The following is a 21,680-nucleotide window of genomic DNA, read 5'->3' on the forward strand; positions in this document are numbered from 1 at the left end:
GATGAGCACTACGACACCCCTCACGATCGCGATGGTGGGGACCCGCGGCGTGCCTGCCGCGTACGGCGGGTTCGAGACGGCCATCGAGGAGGTCGGACGCCGGCTGGCCGACCGCGGGCACGACGTCGTCGTGTACACCCGCGGCTCCGAGCAGCGGGAGAAGCGGTACCTCGGCATGCGCGTGGTGCATCTGCCCGCCGTTCCCGTGAAGCAGGTCGAGACGCTCAGCCACACCGGCCTCTCGGCCCTGCACCTGCTCGTCCACCGCCGGCCCGACGCGACCTTCGTCTTCAACGCCGCGAACTCGCCGTTCCTCCCCCTGCTCCGGCTGCGTCGCGCGCCGGTCGCCCTGCACATGGACGGTCTGGAGTGGCGCCGTTCGAAGTGGGGTCCGCGCGGCAAGGCCTACTATCGCTGGGCCGAGCAGTTCGGCGTCCGCACCGCCGACGCGCTCATCGCCGACGCCCCCGGCATCTCCGACTACTACCGCCACCAGTTCGACGTGCCGACGGAGCTGATCCGCTACGGTGCACCGATCCTCGACGAGCCCCCGACGCATCGTCTGGCCGAGATGGAGCTCACTCCCGGCGGCTACCACCTCGTCGTCGCGCGCTTCGAGCCGGAGAACCACGTCCTCGAGATCGTCCGCGGCTACCGGGCCAGCGCCGCGCGCCTGCCGCTCGTGGTCGTCGGGTCTGCACCGTACGCGGCCGGATACATCCAGGAGATCCGGAACGCCGCCGAGGGCGACGAGCGGATCCGCCTCGTCGGCGGCGTCTACGACCAGGAGCTCCTCGACGCGCTCTACGCGCACGCCGCCACCTACCTGCACGGACACTCCGTCGGCGGCACCAATCCGTCGCTCCTCCGCGCCATGGGAGCGGGCACGGCCGTGATCGGCTACGAGGTGCCCTTCAACCGCGAGGTGCTCGACGGCAACGGGTGGTTCTTCGCCGATGCGGACGACGTCGCCGCGCATGTGACCGCCGCCGAGGGCGGTGCGGCCGCACGCGACGCGCGCGCCGCGGCGGTGCAGGAGATCGCCCGGACCCGATTCCGGTGGGACGACGTGGCCGACGAGTACGAAGACCTCGCTCGCCGCCTCGCCGAGGGCTCGAGCATCCATTCCTCCGCCCGGCGCGCACGCCGACGGAGCACGGACTGGGCCCCCGCCCCCGCGGACGCCGCCCGATGACCGCGGGAGAGAACCGCAAGACCGTCCTCCTCGTGCATCCCGGCGCGGAGATGTTCGGGTCCGACCGCATGCTCCTCGAGAGCGCGACCGGCCTCGTCGAGGCGGGGGCCCGCGTCGTGGTCGCCCTGCCGAGCACCGGTCTCCTCGTCGCCCCGCTGCGAGAGGCCGGCGCGGAGGTCGTCATCCTGCCGATGCTCGTGCTGCGCAAGGTCCTGCTCACCCCGCGGGGGCTGCCCCGCCTCTTCCGCGACATGTTCCGCGGCCTCGGCGCGGCGTGGCGGCTGATCGGACGCGTCCGTCCCGACGCCGTCTACGTGTCGACGATCATCATCCCGCAGTGGCCTCTCGTCGCCCGGCTCCGGGGCACGCGCGCGGTCAGCCACGTGCATGAGGCCGAGGCCTCCGGCAGCACGCTGGTGAATCGGCTTCTCTACGCGCCGCACCTCGCCTCCGCCCGGACCCTGGTGAACAGCCGGTTCAGCCTGGACACGATCCGGCGCGCGCTCCCGGCCCTCGCCGACCGGACCCGCGTGGTCGCCAACGGCGTCGCGTCACCGGAGCACCCTGCTCCGCCGCGCTCCCGCCTCGACGGCCCCCTCCGCGTGCTCTATGTGGGCCGGCTCTCGCCGCGGAAGGGTCCCGATCTGGTCATCGACGCCGCCGCCGCGCTTCAGGCCGCGGGCAGCCCGATCGAGGTCACGCTGCTCGGCGCGGTCTTCGAGGGCTACGAGTGGTTCGAGCGCGATCTGCGCGCGCGGGCCGACGAGACCGGGGTCCCGGTCACCTTCGCCGGGTTCCATCCCGACATCTGGCCCTTCCTCGCCGAGGCCGACGTCCTGGTCGTACCGTCCCGAGTGGACGAGCCGTTCGGGAACACGGCCGTCGAGGGCGTACTCGGGCTCCGTCCCGTCATCGCGAGCGACAGCAGCGGCCTGCGGGAAGCCGCGGGCGGCTACGCCACCGCGCAGCTGGTCGCTCCGGACGATGCCGACGCGATCGCGACCGCGCTCGCGGAGGTCCGCGCACGCTGGGACGACCATGTCGCCGGCGTCGCCGCGAGCCGGGACGAGGCCCTGCGTCGGCACGCTCCCGCGGTCTACCGCGCCGGCGTCACCGCCGGCGTCCTGGACTGACCCGCGAGGAGCGCCCGCGGGTCACACCGATGCGGGGGCGTCGGCGGTCAGCCGTGCCCGGTTGCGCACGATGTAGATCGAGAACGGGATCAGCTGGCAGACCAGCAGCGCGAACGCGACGCCGACCAGCGGCCCGACGATGCCGAGGATCGGCGTGAGCACGAACGCGAGGATGATCCCGACGGCGGCCATGCTCAAAGTCGGGATCACCTGGAAGCGGATGCCCGGCTTGTCCATGATGAACATGCCCAGCGGGTACACGGCCGCCGTGAGCATGATCATGAGTCCGAACGCGAAGATCGTGGTCGGCCGCACCTCCAGCTCCCCCTGCGTGATGAATCCGAACAGCCAGGGGCCGACGAGCCACACCATGACCGTCGCGAGGGCGACCGCCGTGGCGAACAGCGCGGACAGCAGGAACGGTCCGCGGCGCAGGTCGCCCTGGTGCCGCATGCGGGCGAAGTGCGGCCAGAGGGCGAGACCACCGGCCATCACGAGGCCGTTGAGCGCGAAGAACACCTGGCCGGCCACCCCGTACTCCGCGACATCGGTCGGGCCGCCGAGCTGCGCGATCACGTAGCGCTGCGACCCGACCGCGATGGGATAGGTCACCATCTGCGCCAGCATCGGCCAGCCGACGTCCATGACCCGGACGCCGGGGAAGCGTCGCGGCCGCAGCACCATGCGGGCGGCCTCCGGGATCAGCGGCGAGGTGGTGCGCGCCGTGATGAGCACGCCCAGGATCGAGACGATGAGCGACGCGGCGAAGGATGCCATGGCCGCGTAGGAGTGGAGGTCGCCGCCGCCGAACGTGAGGAGCAGCCAGACGCCGGCGAGGGTGAGCGGCGAGATGAGGCCCTGCAGCAGGATCACGATGTGGTTCTTGCGCTGCCCGAGCATGATCCGCGCCCAGATGCCGAGCGGGATCCCCAGGCAGAAGATCGTGACGCAGAAGAACGCCGCCAGCGACGCCCCCGGCTGCTGCCCGGCGTCGCCGAAGATGAGCTCCCACGCTCCGGTGGCGAGGAGCACGGTGTTGATCGCCATCGCGGAGGCGGCGAACAGCAGCAGCACCCGCCCGACGGAGGTCAACTGATAGCGCAGCTTCTCGTCCGTCCGGACGTCGTCGCTCGTGGCCACGGCGTTCACGAGCACGGCGCCGCTGCCCAGGTCGGTGAACGTCAGCAGCGACGGGATCGTCGTGAGCAGCGTGTAGAGGGCGAAGCTGCCGACGCCCGCGTCCCCGATGATCATCCGTGTCGTGAGAACGCCGCAGACCAGCGCGATGACCATCGTCAGCGCGCGGGCGCCGACAGCGAGAAGAGAACCCATACCTAGATCGTCACCGCGGCAGGGCCCCCAGGGTCGCGCTGTTGCCGGGGAGTCGCGATACCGACGCGATATCCGCCGGGACGGGGACCGCGATCGCGGCCTGCCGCTGAGCCTGCGCGGGAGTCAGCGCGTACGTCGCGGACACGACGGACGCTCCCTGCACGAACTGCGAGCGGCGGTCCTGGCCCGTCGCCGCGGTGAACGCGGCCAGGGTGTCGGCGACCGCCGGATCCCGCGAGACCGATCCCTTCGACCACGCGGAGAACCACCGCGGCGTGCCCGCGGCGGTGCGGTGATAGAGATTGCCGTTCACGCTCGACATCATCTGCGAACCGGTGAAGGTGGTCGAGAAGTCCTGCACGCAGACGAGGCAGTTGCCGGCGCTCTCCGCCATGACGTTGTTCGACATGACGGTGTTGCGCACGATCCACGGCGCCAGGGGCGCGTAGCGGGTGCGCGGATCGTGGCCGGCCGCGTTCGGGTCGGAGGCCCGGCGATCGTCCTGGCCGATGCTGATGTTGCGGTTCGCGTTGCCCACGAACGTGTTGTTCCAGATCTTCACGTTTCCGGAGTTCAGGACGAACAGTCCGAAATCGCCATTGCGCGCGATGATGTTGTCCGCGACGACCGCCCGCTCGGAGAGTTCGACCATGACGCCGTGGCCGGTGTTGCCGATCACGTCGTTGCCCGTGAAGACGATGTCGATCACCGACTCGTCGAACCAGGGACCACGCCCGGCGTTTCCGGTGAAGGCGCTGTCGGAAACGGTCACACCCCGCGTCCGGGTGACCTTGAACGCCCCGGATACCGGGGAGTGGTTGAAGCGCTCGGCGTTGTTGCCGACGGAGAGCATCTGCTTCACCTTCAAGCCGTCGGCCTGGCTGGCTCCACCGCCGAGAAGCCCGTTGCCGATCAACGAGACCCGCGTTAGCGTCGTCCGGGGCGCCCAGGAGTAGAAGCCGGTCGTCGAGTTGTCGCGGATGGTCACGTCAGCCAGCGTGATGTCGCTCGCCGCGGCGATGACCGTCCCCATCTGGGGCACGCTGGTGGCGTATCGCCGCACGCCGATGCCACGCACCTCGGATCCAGCGGAGCGGATCGAGAGTGCCTGAGTGAGAACGCTCGCCTCCACGGACTTGCCCGTGGGATTCGTGCCAATCACGAGCCGCTTCGCCCTGTCGTCGACGAAGAAGGTCCCGGCGACCACCTGTGCGGCGGAACCGACCTCCCGCAGCTGCACGCCCGCGACCCACACCTGATCCGGATGCGCCGCCATGGGATACGCGGGATCGACGAAGCGCCACTCCGCCTGGGCGTTGTCGGGCGCACCCTTCGTGTACGTGGGGCTCGAGTCGAGCGCGGTCCCCCAGCCGTCCACCGTCCAGGTGTTCCCTGCGGCCTTCCAGCCGGTGACGGCCTTCGCCCCGTCCATCCAGACCGCCTCGTTCGGAGCAGGCTGGATCGTGACCCGCTTCTGCGGGGGCACGATGACCTCTTCGTGGTAGGTCCCGCCCCGGAGGACGATGGTCCCTCCGTTCGGCACGAGCCGCAGCGCCGCCGCGATCGTGCGCACCGGCGCCTTCTGCGTGCCGGCAGCGGCGTCGGATCCGCCCGGCGCTGCGTAGATCGCGGTCGCGGGAGCCGGGTACGACAGCGTGCCGGGGGCAGCAGCACCTGGCTTTCCGCGGACGCCGGCCGGAGTCGCCGGCGGAGCGGGCGTGACCGGGTTCGTCGGGTTCGCCGGCGGAGCCGGGTTCGGTGCGGGCGCAGGGGTCGGCGTCGGCGCAGGAGTCGGCGTCGGCGCAGGAGTGGGAGTCGGCGCGGTGACCAGGAGGTCGTCGAGCGCCAGCGGAGCGGCCGCCTTCGCCCCGGACGAGGTGTACAGCGCGAAGCCGTAACCCCCCGCCGCTGTGATCCGGGCCGCCGAGGAATCGGCGTGCGTCACCTGCCACGCGGAGGGCTCGGCTGCCCCTGCCACCCAGGCCTTGGCCGCCAGCGTCACCGGGCTGGTTCCGGTCACATCGAGGGCAACGCGCAGCGACATGCCCTTCGTCACTGCGAACGGGAGTCGCCGCTCACTCAGATTCTGCACCGTCGTGAGATCGGTCATCCGGACGACGGAGACGTAGGCGGAGCCGTCGGGGTGCACCCGCAGCCGCACGCCGTACGAGTCCTTGCCCACGATGCGGACGGCTTGGGCGAGGTACAGGGGGCCACCGACGGGGAGGGCGGGGACGGTCACCGTGTAGCGGCTGGACACGTCCGCCGCGGTCACCCCGGCCACGGTCGCCCGCGCCGTGATCCCGGGCTTCCGGCTGGCGAGCATCCCACGCCCGTTCGCGACGCTCGACGTGCCCTCGACCACGCGCCAGGCGCCGACGGGAGCCGCGCCCCAGCCGGAGGCGACGGTGCGGTTCATATCGTCCGACAGCAGAGGCGCCGCAGACGTGGCTGCCGGCCGGACGGACGGTGAGGCGGCGACCGCCGCGGACGCCGGTGCGGCGACCAGCGCTCCGGAGAGCGCGACGGCGATGCCGAGGACGCCAGCGAGCATGCGATGGCGACGCCGCGGCGCGGCGGGCGCTGCGGAAGACGAGAGACGAACAGGGAACGGAAAGGACACGATGTCACCGTTTCTGGGGCAGACTGCACGATCAACCCACGCTTCGCCGCAGTTTCAACACCGGCGACAAAGAGCGAGCCCCCCTCGCAACCCATGAAGAATAACCGCCTCTCCAGGCGATGGCAAACGTTTCGAACGCCTCCGCCGATATGCTGCGTGACCGCGCACAGCGGACCGCGGGTCGCTCACTCGCTGTAGTACTCGCTGCGGTGACGATCGGGACGTGCGCGGTTGAGGACCGTGCCGAGGATGCGTGCGCCGCCCGATTCCAGCGATTTGATGCTCTTCTCCAACGCTGCGCGCCTCGTCTTCGTGGCGTCGACGACGAGGATCACGCCGTCCGTCTGCGTGGCCAGGAGATTGGCGTCCGCGACGCTGAGCGTCGGGGGCGAGTCGATCACGACGTAGTCGTAGTCCGCGGCCGCGAAGTCGAGAAGCTGCGCCATGCGGGCCGACGTGAGCAGCTCGGCAGGGTTCGGCGGGATGGTGCCGGCAGGGAGGATGTCGAGCGTGGTGTCCGCGACACGATGCTTCGCCACCTCGAACTCGACCTCGTCGAGCAGCACGCTGGTGAGTCCGACCGAACCGTCGATCCCGGCGTGCTCATGGGCGCGCGGGCGCCGCATGTCCGCGTCGATCAGCAGTACGGAGTTGCGGAGCGCCGCGAGGGTCATCGCGAGGTTCACCGACACGGTCGACTTGCCCTCGGCTGGCATGCCGGAGGTCACCAGCAGTACCTTCACCCGGGACGAGACATTCGCATACGCGAGCGCCGACCGGATGCGCCGGAACTCCTCGGACGTGTGGCCGAGGGGCTCCTGGGCGACGGCGATTCCCCGCGCCTCCAGCAACGGCGACTTGGAGACGACGCCGAGCACGGGATCTCCCCCGGCCTGCGTCAGCGCCTCCTCGTTGCGGACCCGCGTGTCCAGCACTCCGATGAGCACAGCGGCCGCGAGGCCCAGCACGCCACCGAGGAACCCGCCGAGCGCTGCATCCCTCGGTTTGCTCGGGGTGAACTGGAACTCCGGGACCACGGCGTCGTCGATGACCTCGGCCGTGATCGTGGACTCGCCCTGCGGGTCCTTCGGGGCGACGTCTTTCACGACCGTGATGAGCTGCTCGGCGACTGCGTTCGCGAGCTCGGCGGCGGACTCAGGGTCGTCGGTGATGCCGGTGACACGCAGGGTAACCGTGCTCTGCGGGATGGTGACCTCGATGTCTCTGGCGAGCGCGCGAGGTGTCGTGTCGAGACCGAGCTCCTCGATCACCGGGTCGAGCACCCGCGAGCTCGTCGCCAGCTGAGCGAAGGAGAGCATCTGGCTCTGGGTGTACACGGACCCCTGGTTGAGGTCCGAGGCACTCGTCCCCTGGTTGAGCGCGAAGTAGAGCGAGGTGGTCGCCTGGAACAACGGCGTCTGCAGCGACGCGTATCCAAATGACCCTGCGGCGCCCACGACGCCGCACAGCACGATCAACCACCAGAACTTACGCAGTGAGCCCGCGATGACACGCAGGCTGACCCGGCTCTCGGCCATGACTCCCCATTCCCCCTGAGGTCTCGATTCTAGAGGAGCCATCTGCACGTCTCCCTCACGTCTGCCGCACCTGTGGAGCGGTTCGGGTCGGCGGCGGTGCCGACGTGTCCAGATCGCGCAGGAATGCCGTATCGGCCGCGGTGGATCGTGTCCCCGCGTCCCGCGCCCAGGTCACCGCGAGCCCCACGCAGAACCACAGGAACATGCTGTACTGCGTGATGAGGGCGACGACGACCAGGCTCGGAAGCTGCCCGACGACAGCGAGGGCGGCAGGACTCCGCGTCGACCGCCGCACGGCCAGAAGCGCCGCGCAGACGACGGCCGCCATGATGAGCAGCGTCGGCACGTAGCCGTACCGGAGGAGCGTGAGCACGAGGGCGTTATCCACCGAGCGCGCGAAGTACCCCAGGTAGTAGTCGCCGGAGACGAGGGAATGCCAGTCGCCGGGGTTGCCGAACAGCTGCACCTGCTCCAGGAGGACCAGGAGGTCGGTGCGGTAGTCGGCGCTGCCTCCGGCCTCATCCCCCGCCGCACCGAACACGGAATCGATGACGGGGATGACGATCGCGGCGCCGATCACTCCGGCGACCGCCACCGTCACCCGGAAACGCGTCGAGACGCCGACGATGAGGAAGGTGGACAGGACCAGGGTGAGCACCAGCGTGAGCAGGCCGGCACGACTGAAGGTGAAGACCGTGGCGGTGGCGATGAGCACGATGCCGGTGATCTTCGGGAACAGCCGCCACCGCGTCGCCACGACGAACGCGGAGGACATCGCGAGCGCGGCGCCGAGCGCGATCGAGTGCCCCCAGGCGCCTTCCGCACGCAGCACCCCACCGCGCTCCTGCAGCGGACTCCACGTCTCGTACACCACGCCCGACCCGGGGATGAGGACGAAGGGGTTGAAGGACGTGAGGAACTCCACCACAGCGAGCGCCGCAGCCACGATGGCCACGACCGCGATCGTGGACGTGATCCAGTCGGTCGTCACGCGCGCGAGCACCACGCGCCCCCAGATGTACGGGATCACCCACTCCAGGAGCGATGCGACGAGGGAGGCGAGGTCGACAGTGCCGAACCCGTACAGGCCGACCACGACGAGGACGAACGCCGCGACCCAGGCATCGGCGGCGCGCAGCGGCACGACCGACCAGTTCACGATGATCAGCAGGACGGTGAGCAGGGTGATCCCCGCCCAGTAGAACCCGAGGTTGACACCCACCCAGAGCGGTACGAAGAACAGCACGACAGCCCACACCGCGAAGGCGGCGCGCGGAAGCAGCCGGAGGGCGAACACGACGATGGCCACTGCCGCGATTCCGCCGAAGGCGAGGAGCGCGATCGGGACAGCAGTGGCCATGCGTCAGGATCTTACTGCGGTGCGGTGACGCGGAACGAATCGAACGACACGCCCAGCGGCGCGGTCGCACTGCCGGAGCGATTGCCGCTCAGACCCACCGCGCCGGCGCCCAGGGGCGCCGCGTCGGTCATGGTGATCTGCCAGGCAGCCGGCTTCGTGGTGCCCGTCGGCCAGAACTTGGCGGACAGCGTCGCCGACGTCGTCCCGGTCACGGACACCTCGAGGCTGTAGGAGGTGTTCGCCGCCCAGACCAGCCCGGGTACGGCCTGCGTGCGCAGGACGGTCCCTTCACGGTGCACGACGAGCCAGACCGTGCCGTCAGGACGCAGCCAGGCGCGGACGAAGTACTTCCCGGCCGCCGACTGCCGCGCAATCACGCCGATGTAGGCGCCGCCCGCCGCGGGCGCCTGGTCGACTCGGAACTGCGTCTCGAGCACCGTGTCGGCGACCGACGTGGTGTTGAGCGTCGCGTGACGGGTGTCCCCGGCGATGAGGTTCAGCTTCGCCTGACCGTCGGCAACCGTCGCCGCCGCCTGCGAACCGCCGGCGATCGTCCACGCCCCGCCGACCGTGGCGGTGCCCCAGCCGGGTCCCGCGGTGCGGTCGAAGCCGTCGTCCGCCACCGGAGCCGGCTGCGGCTCGGGCTCCGGCTCGGGCTCCGGGTCGACGGGAGGCGCAGTGACCGTCACCGGCTTGCTGGTGGTGTGCGTGGCCCCCTTGTCGTCCTTCACCGTGAGGGTGACGGTGTAAGTGCCCGCCGCGGTGTAGGTGCGGCTGCTCGTCGCGCCGGTCCCGGTCGTCCCGTCGCCGAAGTTCCACGCGTACGAGGCGATCGTGCCGTCGGAGTCGGTCGAGGCGCTGCCGTCCACGGCGACCGTGAGGTTGGTCGCGGTCGCGGTGAACGCGGCGGTGGGAGCGACGTTCGCGGGCTCCGGTTCGGGCTGCGGCTCGGGCTCCGGCGCCGGCGTGCCGAGGTTCTTCAGCGTGAAGTCGTCGAAGCTGGCGAGGTTGGTGCCGGTGCCACTGCCCGACCGGTAGGAGAACACGGTCGGGGCGCCGGCGACCTGCAGAGCCGGCGTCGCGTCGGTCGTGGTGAGCTGCCAGTTGGCGGGCTCCGCCGACCCCGCAGCCCACAGCTTGGCGCGGATGGTCGTCGTGGACGACCCGGTCGTCTCCATCAGGAGCGAGAACGAGCTGCCCGCGCTCCAGGAGAGACCGGAGACGGCGGTGCTGGCGATCGCCGTGCCGTTGCGGTGGATGACGAGCCACGTGGTGCCGTCAGGGCGGTGCCAGGCGAGAGCCCGGTAGCCCGAGGACCCGGAACGCCGTGCACCGAGACCCTCGTACGCCGCCCCCGAGGAGGGCCCGGAGGCGAGCGTGTAGCTGATCCGCGCGGACGAGTCGAGAAGGGACGTGCCCTGCAGCAGCATCTCCCTGGTGTCACCGGGTGCCAGGTTGACCTTGCCCACGCCGTCGCCGACGGAGAGCGCAGCGGCGGAGCCGCTCATCGGCGCCCAGGTGCCGCCCTTGTCGGCGGCGCCCCAGCCGCTGGACACGACGCGACCGAACGAGTCGGACGCGGCGAAGACCTGGGCGGTCAGCGTCACCGTCTTGGTGGCCGTCGCCGACGACCCGAGGCTGTCGGTCACCGTCAGGGTGATCTCGCGCGCCCCGGCGCTCGCGTAGGTGTGGCCGGCGGAGGCTCCGGAGCCCGCGGGGGATCCGTCGCCCCAGTTCCACGAGTAGGTCAGAGTCGCGCCGTCGGACGCGCTCGAACCCGCGGCGGAGACGTCGACGTTCAGCCCCGAGGCCGTCGCCGTGAAGGCCGCCACCGGGTCGGCATGCGTGGTCGTCACCTGTCGGGTGGTCGACGCGCTCCCGCCACGGTCGTCGGTCACCGTCAGAGTCACCGTGCGGGTGCCGGCCGTGGCGTACACGTGCGTGGCGACCTGCCCGGTCGACGTCGTGCCGTCCCCCCAGTTCCAGGCGTAGGAGGCGAGGGAGCCGTCCGAGTCCGCCGAGGCGGACGCGTCGGCCGAGACCGTCAGGCCGTTCGCGGTCGTCTCGAAGGCCGCCGTCGGGAGGACGTTCGGTGCCTGCACCACGACCTGCTTCTCCGCCGTGGTGGCGAGTCCGTTGCTGTCCGTGACGGTCAGCGACACCGTGTAAGTGCCGGACTTCTCGTAGGTGTGGTTCGTCGTCTTGCCGGTGGCCGTCGCCGAGTCATCGCCGAAGTCCCACCGATAGCCGGCGATCGTCGCCGAGCCCGCGGGCGCCGAACCCTCCGCGTCGAACGCGACGGCGAGGTCGGTCGGCGTCGCGGTGAACGCGGCTGTCGGGGCCTGGAAGCCCTTGCCGATTCCGTAGTGCGTCTTCACCTGGGTCGCCGTGAGGGCAAACGGGTAGACCGCGACCTCATCCAGGGATCCCTTGAAGTACTTGGAGCTCGGCTCGGACGGCCATCCGGCGAGGTTGTCTCCGCCGATACGCCAATATCCCGTGTAGTTCTCCGCCGTGGTGGCCCCCGCGAGCGACGACACGAGCTTGCCGTCGACGTAGAGCTTCATCCCCTCAGCGCTCTGCGACGCGACGGCGTGGTGCCACTCGTTGTCGTTGAGCGCCGCGTCGTTCTGGACGGTCTGCGTGCTGCCGTTGTACGTGCCGAAGACGAGACGCCCGTTGTTCGTCATATAGAGATGACGGTCGTAGCTGGTCGAGTCACCCGACGCCGCGGCCCCGTAGCCCATCAGCTTGCCGCCGCTGTTGGTGTTGGTCTTGAACCAGAGCTCGGTCGAGAACTCGGACGGCGCGGCGATCTTGCTCCCGGAGGCCACGCGCCCCGCACTCGTCCCGGTGAAGGTCGAGGCGCCCGTCGCCGTGTTCTCCACCCCGGACGTCGAAGCGGTGACACCCGTGCCGAACACGGGGGTGTTGGACCCGGCCCAGTCCTGCGCGGCGGTGCCGAGCGGGTAGTAGAGCTGCGGGCCGTCCGCCGTCACGGCGTTGACATAGTTCGATACGGCGCCGGCCGCGATGGTCACGCTCATCGCCTGGCTGGAGACGGAGTTGCCCGCGCTGTCCTTCGCGACGACGGTGTACTCCTGCGTCGATCCGGGAGCTGCGGTCTTGTCCTCGAGGTTCACCGAGGGGCGGTCCCACCAGGTGCCGCGGGCGGTGGCGGTGGCCACCGGAGCGGTGGTGCCGGTCCGACGCAGTTCATAGGTCAGGGTGAGGTCGTCACGATCCCAGTTCGCGGGGATCGAGATCCGCGCACGCCCGGGGATGAACGACTGCGCCGTGCCGGTCCAGTTGGCGCCCGACAGCCGAGGGCCGTCCTTCGCGCCGCCGGGCGGGTTGGTGGAGAAGCGCACGAGCCCCTCGAAGCGGCCGTTGTTCACGGAGCGGAACTCGCCGCCGATCGAGATCATGTTCCCGGCACCGGTGATGGAGAGTCCGGCCTGACCCATGCCCGTGGTCACACCCACGGCCCAGTCCGGCGTCCAGGCGTAGGCCGAGGGCGCCGGCGTCCCGGCCCAGTTCTTGTACGTGCCTCCCGCGGCGGGCTGGTTACCCAGCAGACCGCGGGCGTCGGCGGTGTACGCCTCCGAGTAACGGTGCGTGCGCGGGTTCTGCTCCGGGTGCATGCCCATCGTGCTGCAGGCGTGGGTGTGGCTGGTGGTGTAGACCGTCTTGCCGGTCGAGTAAACGCCGTAGTGGTCGCCGAGGCAGTCCGCGATCCAGCGGACCTGGCCGCTTCCGGCCTCGGCCGCGAAGGTGCCCTCGAGGTTTCCGGTGGCCGCATCCGCGTAGACCCAGCCGGTGCCGTACACGGCATTGGCGTCGGCCGCGAGGCCGAAGATCCCCGCCTTGCCCGAGTTCGCGCCCGTGTTCGATCCGTTCTTCACCGTCTGCGGCAGCGCCCATCCGCTGTCCACCGCGCCGGTCGTCTTGTCGAGGGCGACGGTGCCGCGCATCGTCAGGTCGCCGTTGACCTGGGAGAACCGGCCGCCCGCGATGACGTTCTGACCCGCCGGGTCCATCACCATGGCGTCGACCTGGAGGTCGGTCTGCGGCGCCCAGCTGAGCAGCGCGCCGTTCGTCGCCGAGAAGGCTGCGAGGTTCTTCCGCGGGGTCGCGTTGCCCTGCGTGAAGAGACCGCCGACGTAGACGCTCGAGCCCGAGGTGGCGAGGGCGTACACGCCGCTGCCGCCGATCGAGGGCGAGAACCCGGGCACCAGTTGCCCGGTCACGGCGTCCAGCGCGGCGAAGTTCCAGCGCGTCTGGCCGTTGACGGAGTTGAAGGAGCCGCCGATGTAGATGCGGCTGCCGTCCGGCGAGGCGGCGACGGCCTTGATCACGCCGTTCACCTGTGGCGCGAACGAGAGCAGCTGCCCCGTGTTGATGTCGTAGGCGAGGACGTTGGACCGGGCGGTGAGGCTGGTCCCCGGTACGGCGAGCGGCGCCCTGGCGTTGTCGAACTTGCCCACCGCGTAGACAGTCGAGCCGATCGTGGTCTGCGACCACACGTAGCCGTTGTCGATCTGCACGGTCGGGATCGGGTCCGACGTCACGACGTCGTCGTTCCGCTGCAGCAGCGGCGGCGGCGTCGGCGGCGAATCCGCCGCCGCGGCCGCGGTCGCCCCCAGCGTGGTCATGCCCGTGATCAGCAGCGCGGCCGTCACGACCGACGCGAGTGCGCTCAGCGCCCGCCTCGAAGTGGATGTCTTACCCATGTTGCTCCCCAGCCCCAGATTCTTCTTCGAATGTGTCACGTACGAGACGCGGTGAAAGTCGTCGCGCCCACGGCTCAGGAGAGCTCGCCCGCGAAGGTCGCCACCGGCTCGCCGGCGGCGTAGTTCACGCTGATCTTCACGGCGCGACCCTTCGTGGGGTCGAGCATGAAGACGTAGGTTCCTGTGGCCGCGTCGCCGGCGGCCAGCTCTCCATGGAGAGGTTCGTTCGGCCCCGCGGTGGTGGCCACGCCGACGTCGCCGTCGTCCGTGACGAGGCTGACGACGGCGGAGTCGATGCTCTGCGCCCGCTTCGAGTCGTTCGCGACCTTCACGGTCACCACGACGGCGGAGCCGGCATACTCGCCGGGCGTCTCGGGGGTGATCTCGGTGGTCGAGATGTCGTCGACGGTCACGACCATGTCGGTGGACAGCGCGATCTCCGCGTCCAGCGCACCGCTCTCCTCGGTCAGCGCAGGGGCCTCGGTGGGCCCCTGGGCTTCGGGATCGGCCGGCGGCGTCCAGTCGGTCGTGCTGGTGCCCTCGGGCTCCGGCGACGCCGCGGTGTCCGGTGCCGCCGTGCACCCGGCGAAGGCGAGCGCGAGCGCCACGACGGGCGCGATGAACAGCGCACGTCGTGCGCGTGATGAGCCGTCCCCAGAACGGCATGCTGAAACAGTGAACACTGCAGCTCCCCAGAACCCAGATTCCCCAGCCAGAGCCCCCTCGGCTCCGGTTTCCCCCCAGCCGTGCAGAACACGGCGTCGGCTAATCGTAGTGCGGACCGTGGAAAACCACAACCCTCCGCTCAGGAGGAATGTCGGCGGTGCCCGCCGAGCTGCCCGGCGATCGCATCGACGGCCTGCTCGACCTCGGTGATGGTGGCGGTGTGCCCCCGACTCCCGTGCCGATCGGCGATGGACGCCGGGTCCTGGGCGGAGCGCCGGTCGAGGAGCCGACGGAGCGCACCGCCGCGACGCGGCGGGCCGCCGAGCGGCACGGCGCGTGTCCGCGCCCGGTCGAGGTGCGCGAGGTAGTCGGCGACCACGTCGGACCCCCCGGATGGGAAGCCGATCCCGAGGTGCGCCGCCTCGCGCAGCGTGAACATCCGGTCGCGGTACTCGGGCGCCGCCCGCACCAGCTCCCCCCGGACATCGCGCGAGGCGGTCAGCACGAGGTCCGCCTCGGCGAGCATCTCCGGCGTGACCTCCTGGGCTCGATGCGCCCGCGATTGCGCCTGCCAGCCTTCGTCGGTGTGCCGCGCGGCAACCTCGGCGCAGATCGGGTCACCGTCGTGGGCGCGCACGCCGGCGCTGCGCACCACGAACGCGGACCCCTCCCCCAGCCCGCGCCGCAGCGCCAGCTCGGCCAGGGGGGAGCGGCAGACGTTGGCCGCGCACACGATGAGGATCGAGCCGCCGGTCATGCCGCGTCACCGAGCTTTCCGATCTCGCGGAACCACTTCACCGCGGCGAGCGCGAGGAACAGGACCGCGGCGGCACAGAGCGCGGTGTAGGCGACGAGGAACACCGGCGTCCAGCCCCAGAGGACGAAGACGAGGCAGACCAGCCCGAAGTCGGTCGGCAGCAGCACGAGCGAGCGTCGCAGGGTGCCTCCGCCACGCTCGTGCGTGGACGCGACGGAATGCTTGCCCTTGAGGAGGTCGTTCAAGAGCATGCCCGAGAACGTGGTCGAGGCGACGACGCTGAACACGATCGGGATCAGCAGCAGCGCCGGCGTCTCCGGAAGGACCCGGTACAGGCCGATCAGCACCGCCAGATGCAGGGACGCGATCTTGAGCGTGTCGATGAAGTGGTCCAGCCACTCGCCCTGCGGGCTCCCGCCGCCGCGGAGCCGGGCCACCTGACCGTCCGCGGAGTCCCACGCGTAGCCGAGGACGAGGAGGAGCGCGATGAGCAGCCCGAACGGCACGGTGACCGGGGCGAAAGCGATGAGACCGATCGCCGCGAACGAATGGACGGCGCTGATGATCGACACCTGGTTCGGCGTGAGACCGAGCCGGAACGCCACCGCGGCGAGCATGCGTCCGAGCCGGCGGTTCACGTAGACCGAATAGGCCGGTGCGCCACGCGCGTGCCCCTTCTGCGCCCGTGCGAGCTGTCGGTAGGCGTCTACGACCATGTCGTTCCCTTCGGGTCCGTGCCGGAGAGTCGCGCGATCCGCCGGGCCTCGCGCACCCCGCGGACGTAGGCGCGGAGCGGAGCGGCGGAGTGCAGCAGCTGTCGGCGGCCGCCGCGGAGGATCACCTCGCGGGCGGTGCGGGGTATCGACCGGCGCCAGCGATGCACGGTCTCGTCGTCGAGGTGCCGGACCGCGTACAGCATCCGGTTGCGGATGTTGTAGAAGTAGTAGCCCTCCGACTTCGCCCTGGCGAGCTGGGGCTCGGCGCGTTGCGTACCGCCCTCGTCGTGCACGGCCGTCGCCTCCTCGACGAGGACGAGCGTGCCTCCGGCCGAGACGACGCGGCGGGAGAAGTCGACGTCCTCCCAGTAGAGGAAGTACTCGTCGTCGAAGCCTCCCGTGAGCGCCCACACCTCGCGGGTGATCCACAGGCAGGCGCCGCTCAGCCACGCCTCATAGGGGCGCACGTCGTCCGCCCGGCGTTTGCGGCGCGCGCGCATCGTGCCGTCGTCGAGCAGGAGGTCGATGCCGGCGAACCAGGTGCGTCCGTCGGAGTCGGTGATCACCGGCGAGGCGAGGGTCGTGCGCGAGGCCGCGGTGGCGGCGGCCAGGCGCGCGAGCGATGCACGGTCGATATGGGCGTCCGGGTTGATCACGAGGACGTCGGTCGCGCCGTCGGCGAGCGCTCGGGCGACACCGATGTTGACGCCGCCGCCGAATCCGCTGTTCGTCTCCGGGGCGATGAGGGTCCATCCGTGCGCCTGTGCGACGGTGACGGCGGCCTCGCGCTCCGCGGTACCCGCCCAGTTGTCGACGACGACGATCAGCGTCTCCTCGTCGACGGCACGGGCCTCGCGCTCCACGAGCACCAGGTTGCGCTCGAGCAGCCCCGCCGAGGCGTAGTTCACGACGACGACGGCCAGCCGTCCGTGCACGATTGACACGCGATCCTCCCCCCGGATCCGCCCACACGGTCCGCTCGGGTCGCCGGTCGAATTCCCCAGAGTCGCGACCGGCGTCGACTCCCAGGACACCGACTATACGCCAGAGCCGGCTCGGCGCACCCGCCGTTCACGGTACGATGAGCCGGCGCGGGGACACAGGCGCACGACTGCCATGGGGATGAGGCGGATGACGAGGGGACCGGGGACGGGCGACGCGATCGCCGTGACGATCGGCGTGCCCACCTACCGACGGCCGGAGCTGCTGGCGGCGCTGCTGCGCGCGCTCCCTGACCGGATCGCGGAGTGTGCGGACCTCGGCGTGGACGTGGAGGTGCTGGTCGTCGACAACGACGCCGCGGGCTCCGCACGCGAGGTGGCCGCGAGCGCCGCCCTGCCCGTCCGGTACGTCGTCGAGCCGACGCCGGGCATCGTCGCCGCACGGAATCGACTGCTGGACGAGTGCGCCGACCGCGACCTGCTCGCCTTCATCGACGACGACGAGGTCCCCCGTGCCGGCTGGCTCTCGGCGCTGATCACCACCTGGCGCGCGTTCGACGCGGATGCCGTCATGGGCCGCGTCATCTCCGTGTTCGACGACGACGTCGATCCCTGGCTGCTCGCCTCCGGCACGTTCCGTCGTCCGCCCCGCCCGACCGGGACGGCGCTCTCGGTCGCCGCGGCGGGGAACCTGCTGCTCGACCTACGGGCGGTGCGCGGCTTCGGCGTGCGCTTCGACCCGTCCCTCGGGCTCGGCGGCGGCGAGGACACGCTCTTCACCCGCGAACTCGTCGGCCGAGGCGGCCGCATCGTCTGGTGCAACGAGTCCGAGACCGAGGACCTCGTCGTCGCCGCGCGGCTCAGCCGCGCGTGGGCGGCGCAGCGGGCGTTCAGCTCGGCCAATGCCGGCACCCGCATCGACCTGCAGCTCACCCGCGGGAAGCTGCAGCGCGGTCTGCTCCGGGTGCGCTCCCTGATCGGGGGAATCGCCCGGATCGTCGTCGGTGCAGCGCGTCGAGCCTTCGGTGCCGCGACCTCGAACATCACCCATCACGCCCGCGGCACCCGCCTGATCCACCGCGGCCGCGGCACCATCGCCGCCGCTCTCGGCCGCCGCTACGACGAATACCGTCGCCCCTCGGAGGACAACACGATGACCGAATCCGCGTCGACCATCCGCGTGATGCAGTCCCTGGGCGCGCCGCGCCCCACGACGAATCCGTACAACAAGATGCTCGACGAGGCCCTGGGGACGACGGAGGGGCTGGAGCATCTCCGGTTCTCGTGGAAGACCGCCCTCTTCGGCCGCTACGACGCCTTCCACTGGCACTGGCCCGAGGCCAAGCTCCACGGATCCACCTGGTGGAAGTCCACCGGCAAGTTCCTCCTCACGGCGGCCCTCGTCGCCAGGCACCGCCTGTCTCGACGCATCGCCGTGGTGCGGACGGTCCACAACATCGAGCTTCCCGATGACAACGCGCCCCGCTTGTGGCTGCTGCGGTCCATCGATCGGCACACCGACTATCGGATCGTCATCAACGAGACGACGCCGCTCCCTCCGGGCACGCCGCACAGCCTCATCCTGCACGGCCACTACCGCGACTGGTACGCCGCGTTCCCGTCCGCCGAGCGCGTGCCCGGTCGGCTGGGATCGTTCGGCGGGGTACGTCGCTACAAAGGCCTCGAAGGGTTCATCGACGCCTACGCGGAGGCGGTGACGATCGAGCCGACCCTGAGCCTGAAAATCGGCGGTCGCCCCTCCACCCCCGAGCTCGGCGACGACCTCCGTGAACGGACCTCCGGTCTCCCCGCCGTCGAACTGCACCTGGACTTCCTGAGCGATGCCGAGCTCGTCCAGCTCGCGACCTCCTCCGAGCTGATCGTGCTGGCCTACCGCTTCATGCACAACTCCGGCAGCGTCCTCGCGGCCCTGTCGATGGCACGGCCCGTGCTGGTGCCGCGGAACGAGGCGAACGAGGCACTGGCGCGCGAAGTGGGTGCCGAGTGGGTGCTCCTGTACGACGGCGACCTCGACGCCGCAGCCGTGGTCGAGGCCTGGCGCGCGGCATCGACGCTGACCGGGGCACCCGACCTCTCCCGCCGCGAATGGGCGGACGCCGGCCGTGCCCACCGGGACGCCTTCCGCGAGGGCGTCGCACTCAAGCGTCGGCGCCGCCACCGCGTCTGACCCACCCCCACCCCGCCCGCTCAACGACGAGAGGCTCCATCCATGTCCACATCCCTCAAGGGCGCGTTCTTCCGCGCCAAGGCAGCGACCGTACGGGCGAGAGCGGGGGCCTTCCATCGTGAGCTCCTCGCGAACGAGCGCTTGGCCCCGGCCGAGTTCGCCCGTATGCAGAACAGGCTCGCTCGCGACATCGCGGCGTTCGCCATGGACTCGTCCGCGTTCTACGGCGCCCGCTACCGCGCGCTCGGTGTCCGCGCGGATGCCCTGACCGATCCGGAAGCCTGGGCGGCGTTGCCGATCCTCGACCGGGCGACCGTCAAGCAGCACGCGGCGGAGATGCGCACGCCCGAGGCGACGGAAGTCAGTGCGCGACCTGCCCTGACGGGCGGCAGCACGGGAGAGCCCCTCGCCACCCTCCACGACGCCAGGGTGCCGGCGCTGGCGCTGAGCTGGAGGATGTACTCCTGGTGGGGCATCGAGCCGTACGACGACCTCGCCAGGGTCGGTCGCTGGAACTTCGGGCGGCTGGCGACCATCAAGAATGATCTCGCCTGGTGGCCCACCACCCAGGTCTATCTGGACGCCGGCCTGATCTCGGAGCAGACGATGGAGGCGTTCCATCGGCGACTCACCGCGACGCGACCGCGCCTGATCGAGGGTTACGTCGGAGCGATGCTGGAGTTCGCCGACTTCCTGGAGCGCCGGAAGCTGAGCGTTCCCGTCCCGAAGGCGATCGCCACGACGGCGGCCCCGCTCACGGCCTCCGCCCGCGCTCGGCTCGAGTCGGTCTTCGGCGCTCCCGTCTACGACGAGTATCGCGGTTCCGAGTTCGGATGGATCGCCGGGGAATGCTCCCATCGCGACGGCCTCCATGTCTTCGCCGACGTCCGCCGGGTGGAGGTGGTGGACGAGGAGGGAGCTCCCGCAGCCCCCGGCCAGTTGGGCGACCTCGTCATCACGGATCTGCGCAACAAGGTCTTCCCACTGATCCGATATCGCACCGGCGACAAGGGCATCCTGCGCTCTGAGCCATGCCGCTGCGGCAGTGCCCTCCCGCTCATGGAGCAGCCTCAGGGGCGGACGACGGACATGATCCGTCTCCCCAGCGGCACCGTGCTCGCGCACCGCCTCATGGGGATGTTCGCCGCACACCCGGAAGCCGTGCGTCTCTTCCAGATCCACCAGCTCGCCGATCACTCGATCACCATCCGCGTCGTGGAGGGCGACGGCGCGGAGGCGCGGAGTCAGATCGAGAGCGCGGTCGCCGCACTGCAGGAGCGGATCGCGAACGAGGTGCCGGTACGTACCGACTTCGTCGACTCCCTGCCCTACACGGGGGGCAAGACGAAGTACATCATCAGCGACGTGCCTCCCTCGGTCTGAGCACCGACCTCAGCCGTCGGCTCGGAGACCGCGGACGAGCGCGTCGACCATCGTCCTCGTCGTGAACCGCTGCTCGACCTCGATCCGCCCCTGCTGCCCGAGCGCGGCCGCTCGGTCAGGATCGTCGAGCATCCCGATCAACGCCTCCGCCAGAGCCTCCGGCTCCCCCGGCGGGACGAGCGCACCGGTGCGGGTGCTGACGTAGTCACGCATGCCCGGGGTGTCCGAGACCACCACGGGACGCGCGGTGGCGAGTGCCTCGAGGGCGACCGTCATCCCGGATGCGTGCAGGTTCGGGCGGGTCGCGGTCACCACGACACTCGCTGTCGCATAGAGATCGCGGAGCTCGGTGTGCGGAAGTCGGCGCACGAGCCGGACGCCCTCCGGAGGCGTCAGCGCGGAGGGCGACTGCACGACGACGTCGACGCCCGGGCGCGCGGCGAGGACCAGGGCGAGCGCGGCGTACAACGTCGCGGGATCCCGGTCCCTGTCGTTGCCCGCGCTGACGATCCGGGGGGTGACCGACGGCGGGTGCGCGGCGAAGAACTCGTGGTCGATCCCGAACGGGACGACGAAGACCCGCGGCCCGCCGGCCCCGAGGAGACGCTGCAATGGGACCACCTGCGCCTCGCTGAGCACCCAGAGCGCCGTTGCCGCCCGCAGCATCGTCACCAAGCGACCGGGTGCGGCACCGGCCGCCGCCATGTCGGTGAGCCAGATGACCCCCGCGGCGTACCGCGTCCGCGGCCGCAGGATCTGGAGGCGGTAGGCCGTGTTCTCGTCCCAGGCGATGGCGAGCCCCGCGCGGGGTCGGGGGCCGAGGCCGGCGCGTGCGCGGAGCCGTGCGATCCGACCGGGATCGGGGAGTTCGTCCACCTCCACCACGGCATGGTCGCGGAGAGCGTCCAGCCCATACGGCCACACGCTCGGAACCTCTCCCCTGGCGTGTGCGCGCGCCCAGACGGAGGCCGACTGCTCGGCACGATGCGCCCAGGTGACGGACAGCGCCGGGCTGTCCTCGGATCCCACGAGGCCCACTATGGCCCTCGGCCCGGGCGGTGTAAAGGGCGACTTCTCCGCTAGAGTCGAGCGTACGACTGTGGGGGTCGTCGGAC

At 70.7% G+C, this 21,680-nt stretch carries 14 protein-coding genes; 4 read left to right on the forward strand and 10 right to left on the reverse strand.

Annotated features, from left to right (window positions below; all coding sequences use genetic code 11):
* Window position 1 precedes the first annotated feature (1 nt).
* Both B7W94_RS02340 and B7W94_RS02345 read left to right on the forward strand, forming a co-directional pair.
* Window positions 2-1,195 carry a glycosyltransferase gene (locus tag B7W94_RS02340; RefSeq protein WP_085604063.1) on the forward strand — a complete coding sequence of 398 codons (1,194 nt, stop codon included), beginning with the start codon at window positions 2-4 and terminating at the stop codon, window positions 1,193-1,195.
* Complete coding sequence (locus B7W94_RS02345) at window positions 1,192-2,328, forward strand: glycosyltransferase (protein WP_085604066.1); 1,137 nt, start codon at window positions 1,192-1,194, stop codon at window positions 2,326-2,328. The genes B7W94_RS02340 and B7W94_RS02345 overlap by 4 nt, the downstream gene beginning before the upstream one ends.
* Before the next feature lie 21 nt (window positions 2,329-2,349).
* Here B7W94_RS02345 and B7W94_RS02350 read toward each other — a convergent pair whose 3' ends face one another.
* The 9 genes from B7W94_RS02350 to B7W94_RS02390 all read right to left on the reverse strand — a co-directional run bounded on the left by B7W94_RS02350 (window position 2,350) and on the right by B7W94_RS02390 (window position 16,997).
* On the reverse strand, window positions 2,350-3,660 hold the full coding sequence (locus tag B7W94_RS02350; RefSeq protein ID WP_085604069.1) for a hypothetical protein: 1,311 nt from the start codon (window positions 3,658-3,660) through the stop codon (window positions 2,350-2,352).
* Between the two features lie 10 nt (window positions 3,661-3,670).
* Window positions 3,671-6,214, reverse strand: a complete 2,544-nt coding sequence (locus B7W94_RS02355) for a right-handed parallel beta-helix repeat-containing protein (RefSeq protein WP_253247356.1) — start codon at window positions 6,212-6,214, stop codon at window positions 3,671-3,673.
* Between the two features lie 254 nt (window positions 6,215-6,468).
* Window positions 6,469-7,821: a polysaccharide biosynthesis tyrosine autokinase gene (locus B7W94_RS02360; protein ID WP_085604072.1), complete on the reverse strand. Its 1,353-nt coding sequence runs from the start codon at window positions 7,819-7,821 to the stop codon at window positions 6,469-6,471.
* A 55-nt stretch (window positions 7,822-7,876) separates the two neighbouring features.
* On the reverse strand, window positions 7,877-9,181 hold the full coding sequence (locus B7W94_RS02365; RefSeq protein WP_085604075.1) for a hypothetical protein: 1,305 nt from the start codon (window positions 9,179-9,181) through the stop codon (window positions 7,877-7,879).
* Window positions 9,182-9,192: 11 nt separating this feature from the next.
* On the reverse strand, window positions 9,193-13,914 hold the full coding sequence (locus B7W94_RS18430; RefSeq protein ID WP_301178374.1) for a PKD domain-containing protein: 4,722 nt from the start codon (window positions 13,912-13,914) through the stop codon (window positions 9,193-9,195).
* A 74-nt stretch (window positions 13,915-13,988) separates the two neighbouring features.
* On the reverse strand, window positions 13,989-14,522 hold the full coding sequence (locus B7W94_RS02375; RefSeq protein WP_085604081.1) for a DUF4352 domain-containing protein: 534 nt from the start codon (window positions 14,520-14,522) through the stop codon (window positions 13,989-13,991).
* 197 nt (window positions 14,523-14,719) lie between these two features.
* On the reverse strand, window positions 14,720-15,337 hold the full coding sequence (locus B7W94_RS02380; protein ID WP_085604084.1) for an arsenate reductase/protein-tyrosine-phosphatase family protein: 618 nt from the start codon (window positions 15,335-15,337) through the stop codon (window positions 14,720-14,722).
* Entirely contained in the window at window positions 15,334-16,053 is a 720-nt protein-coding gene (locus B7W94_RS02385) for a CDP-alcohol phosphatidyltransferase family protein (protein ID WP_085604087.1), read from the reverse strand. The genes B7W94_RS02380 and B7W94_RS02385 overlap by 4 nt, the downstream gene beginning before the upstream one ends.
* The gene (locus B7W94_RS02390) at window positions 16,044-16,997 is read right to left on the reverse strand and encodes a glycosyltransferase family 2 protein (RefSeq protein WP_253247357.1); all 954 of its coding nucleotides are present in this window, start codon (window positions 16,995-16,997) and stop codon (window positions 16,044-16,046) included. The genes B7W94_RS02385 and B7W94_RS02390 overlap by 10 nt, the downstream gene beginning before the upstream one ends.
* Before the next feature lie 187 nt (window positions 16,998-17,184).
* Here B7W94_RS02390 and B7W94_RS18330 point away from each other — a divergent pair, with 187 nt between their 5' ends.
* The gene (locus tag B7W94_RS18330) at window positions 17,185-19,182 is read left to right on the forward strand and encodes a glycosyltransferase (protein ID WP_253247358.1); all 1,998 of its coding nucleotides are present in this window, start codon (window positions 17,185-17,187) and stop codon (window positions 19,180-19,182) included.
* A 42-nt stretch (window positions 19,183-19,224) separates the two neighbouring features.
* A complete protein-coding gene (locus tag B7W94_RS02405; RefSeq protein WP_085604090.1) occupies window positions 19,225-20,565 on the forward strand; it encodes a phenylacetate--CoA ligase family protein in 1,341 nt (446 codons plus the stop codon).
* A gap of 9 nt (window positions 20,566-20,574) precedes the next feature.
* Here the strand turns inward: B7W94_RS02405 and B7W94_RS02410 are convergent, their stop codons facing one another.
* Window positions 20,575-21,594: a glycosyltransferase family 4 protein gene (locus tag B7W94_RS02410; protein WP_085604151.1), complete on the reverse strand. Its 1,020-nt coding sequence runs from the start codon at window positions 21,592-21,594 to the stop codon at window positions 20,575-20,577.
* Window positions 21,595-21,680 lie beyond the last annotated feature (86 nt).

The organism is Microbacterium sp. LEMMJ01 (assembly GCF_002114135.1).
Classification (GTDB): domain Bacteria; phylum Actinomycetota; class Actinomycetes; order Actinomycetales; family Microbacteriaceae; genus Microbacterium.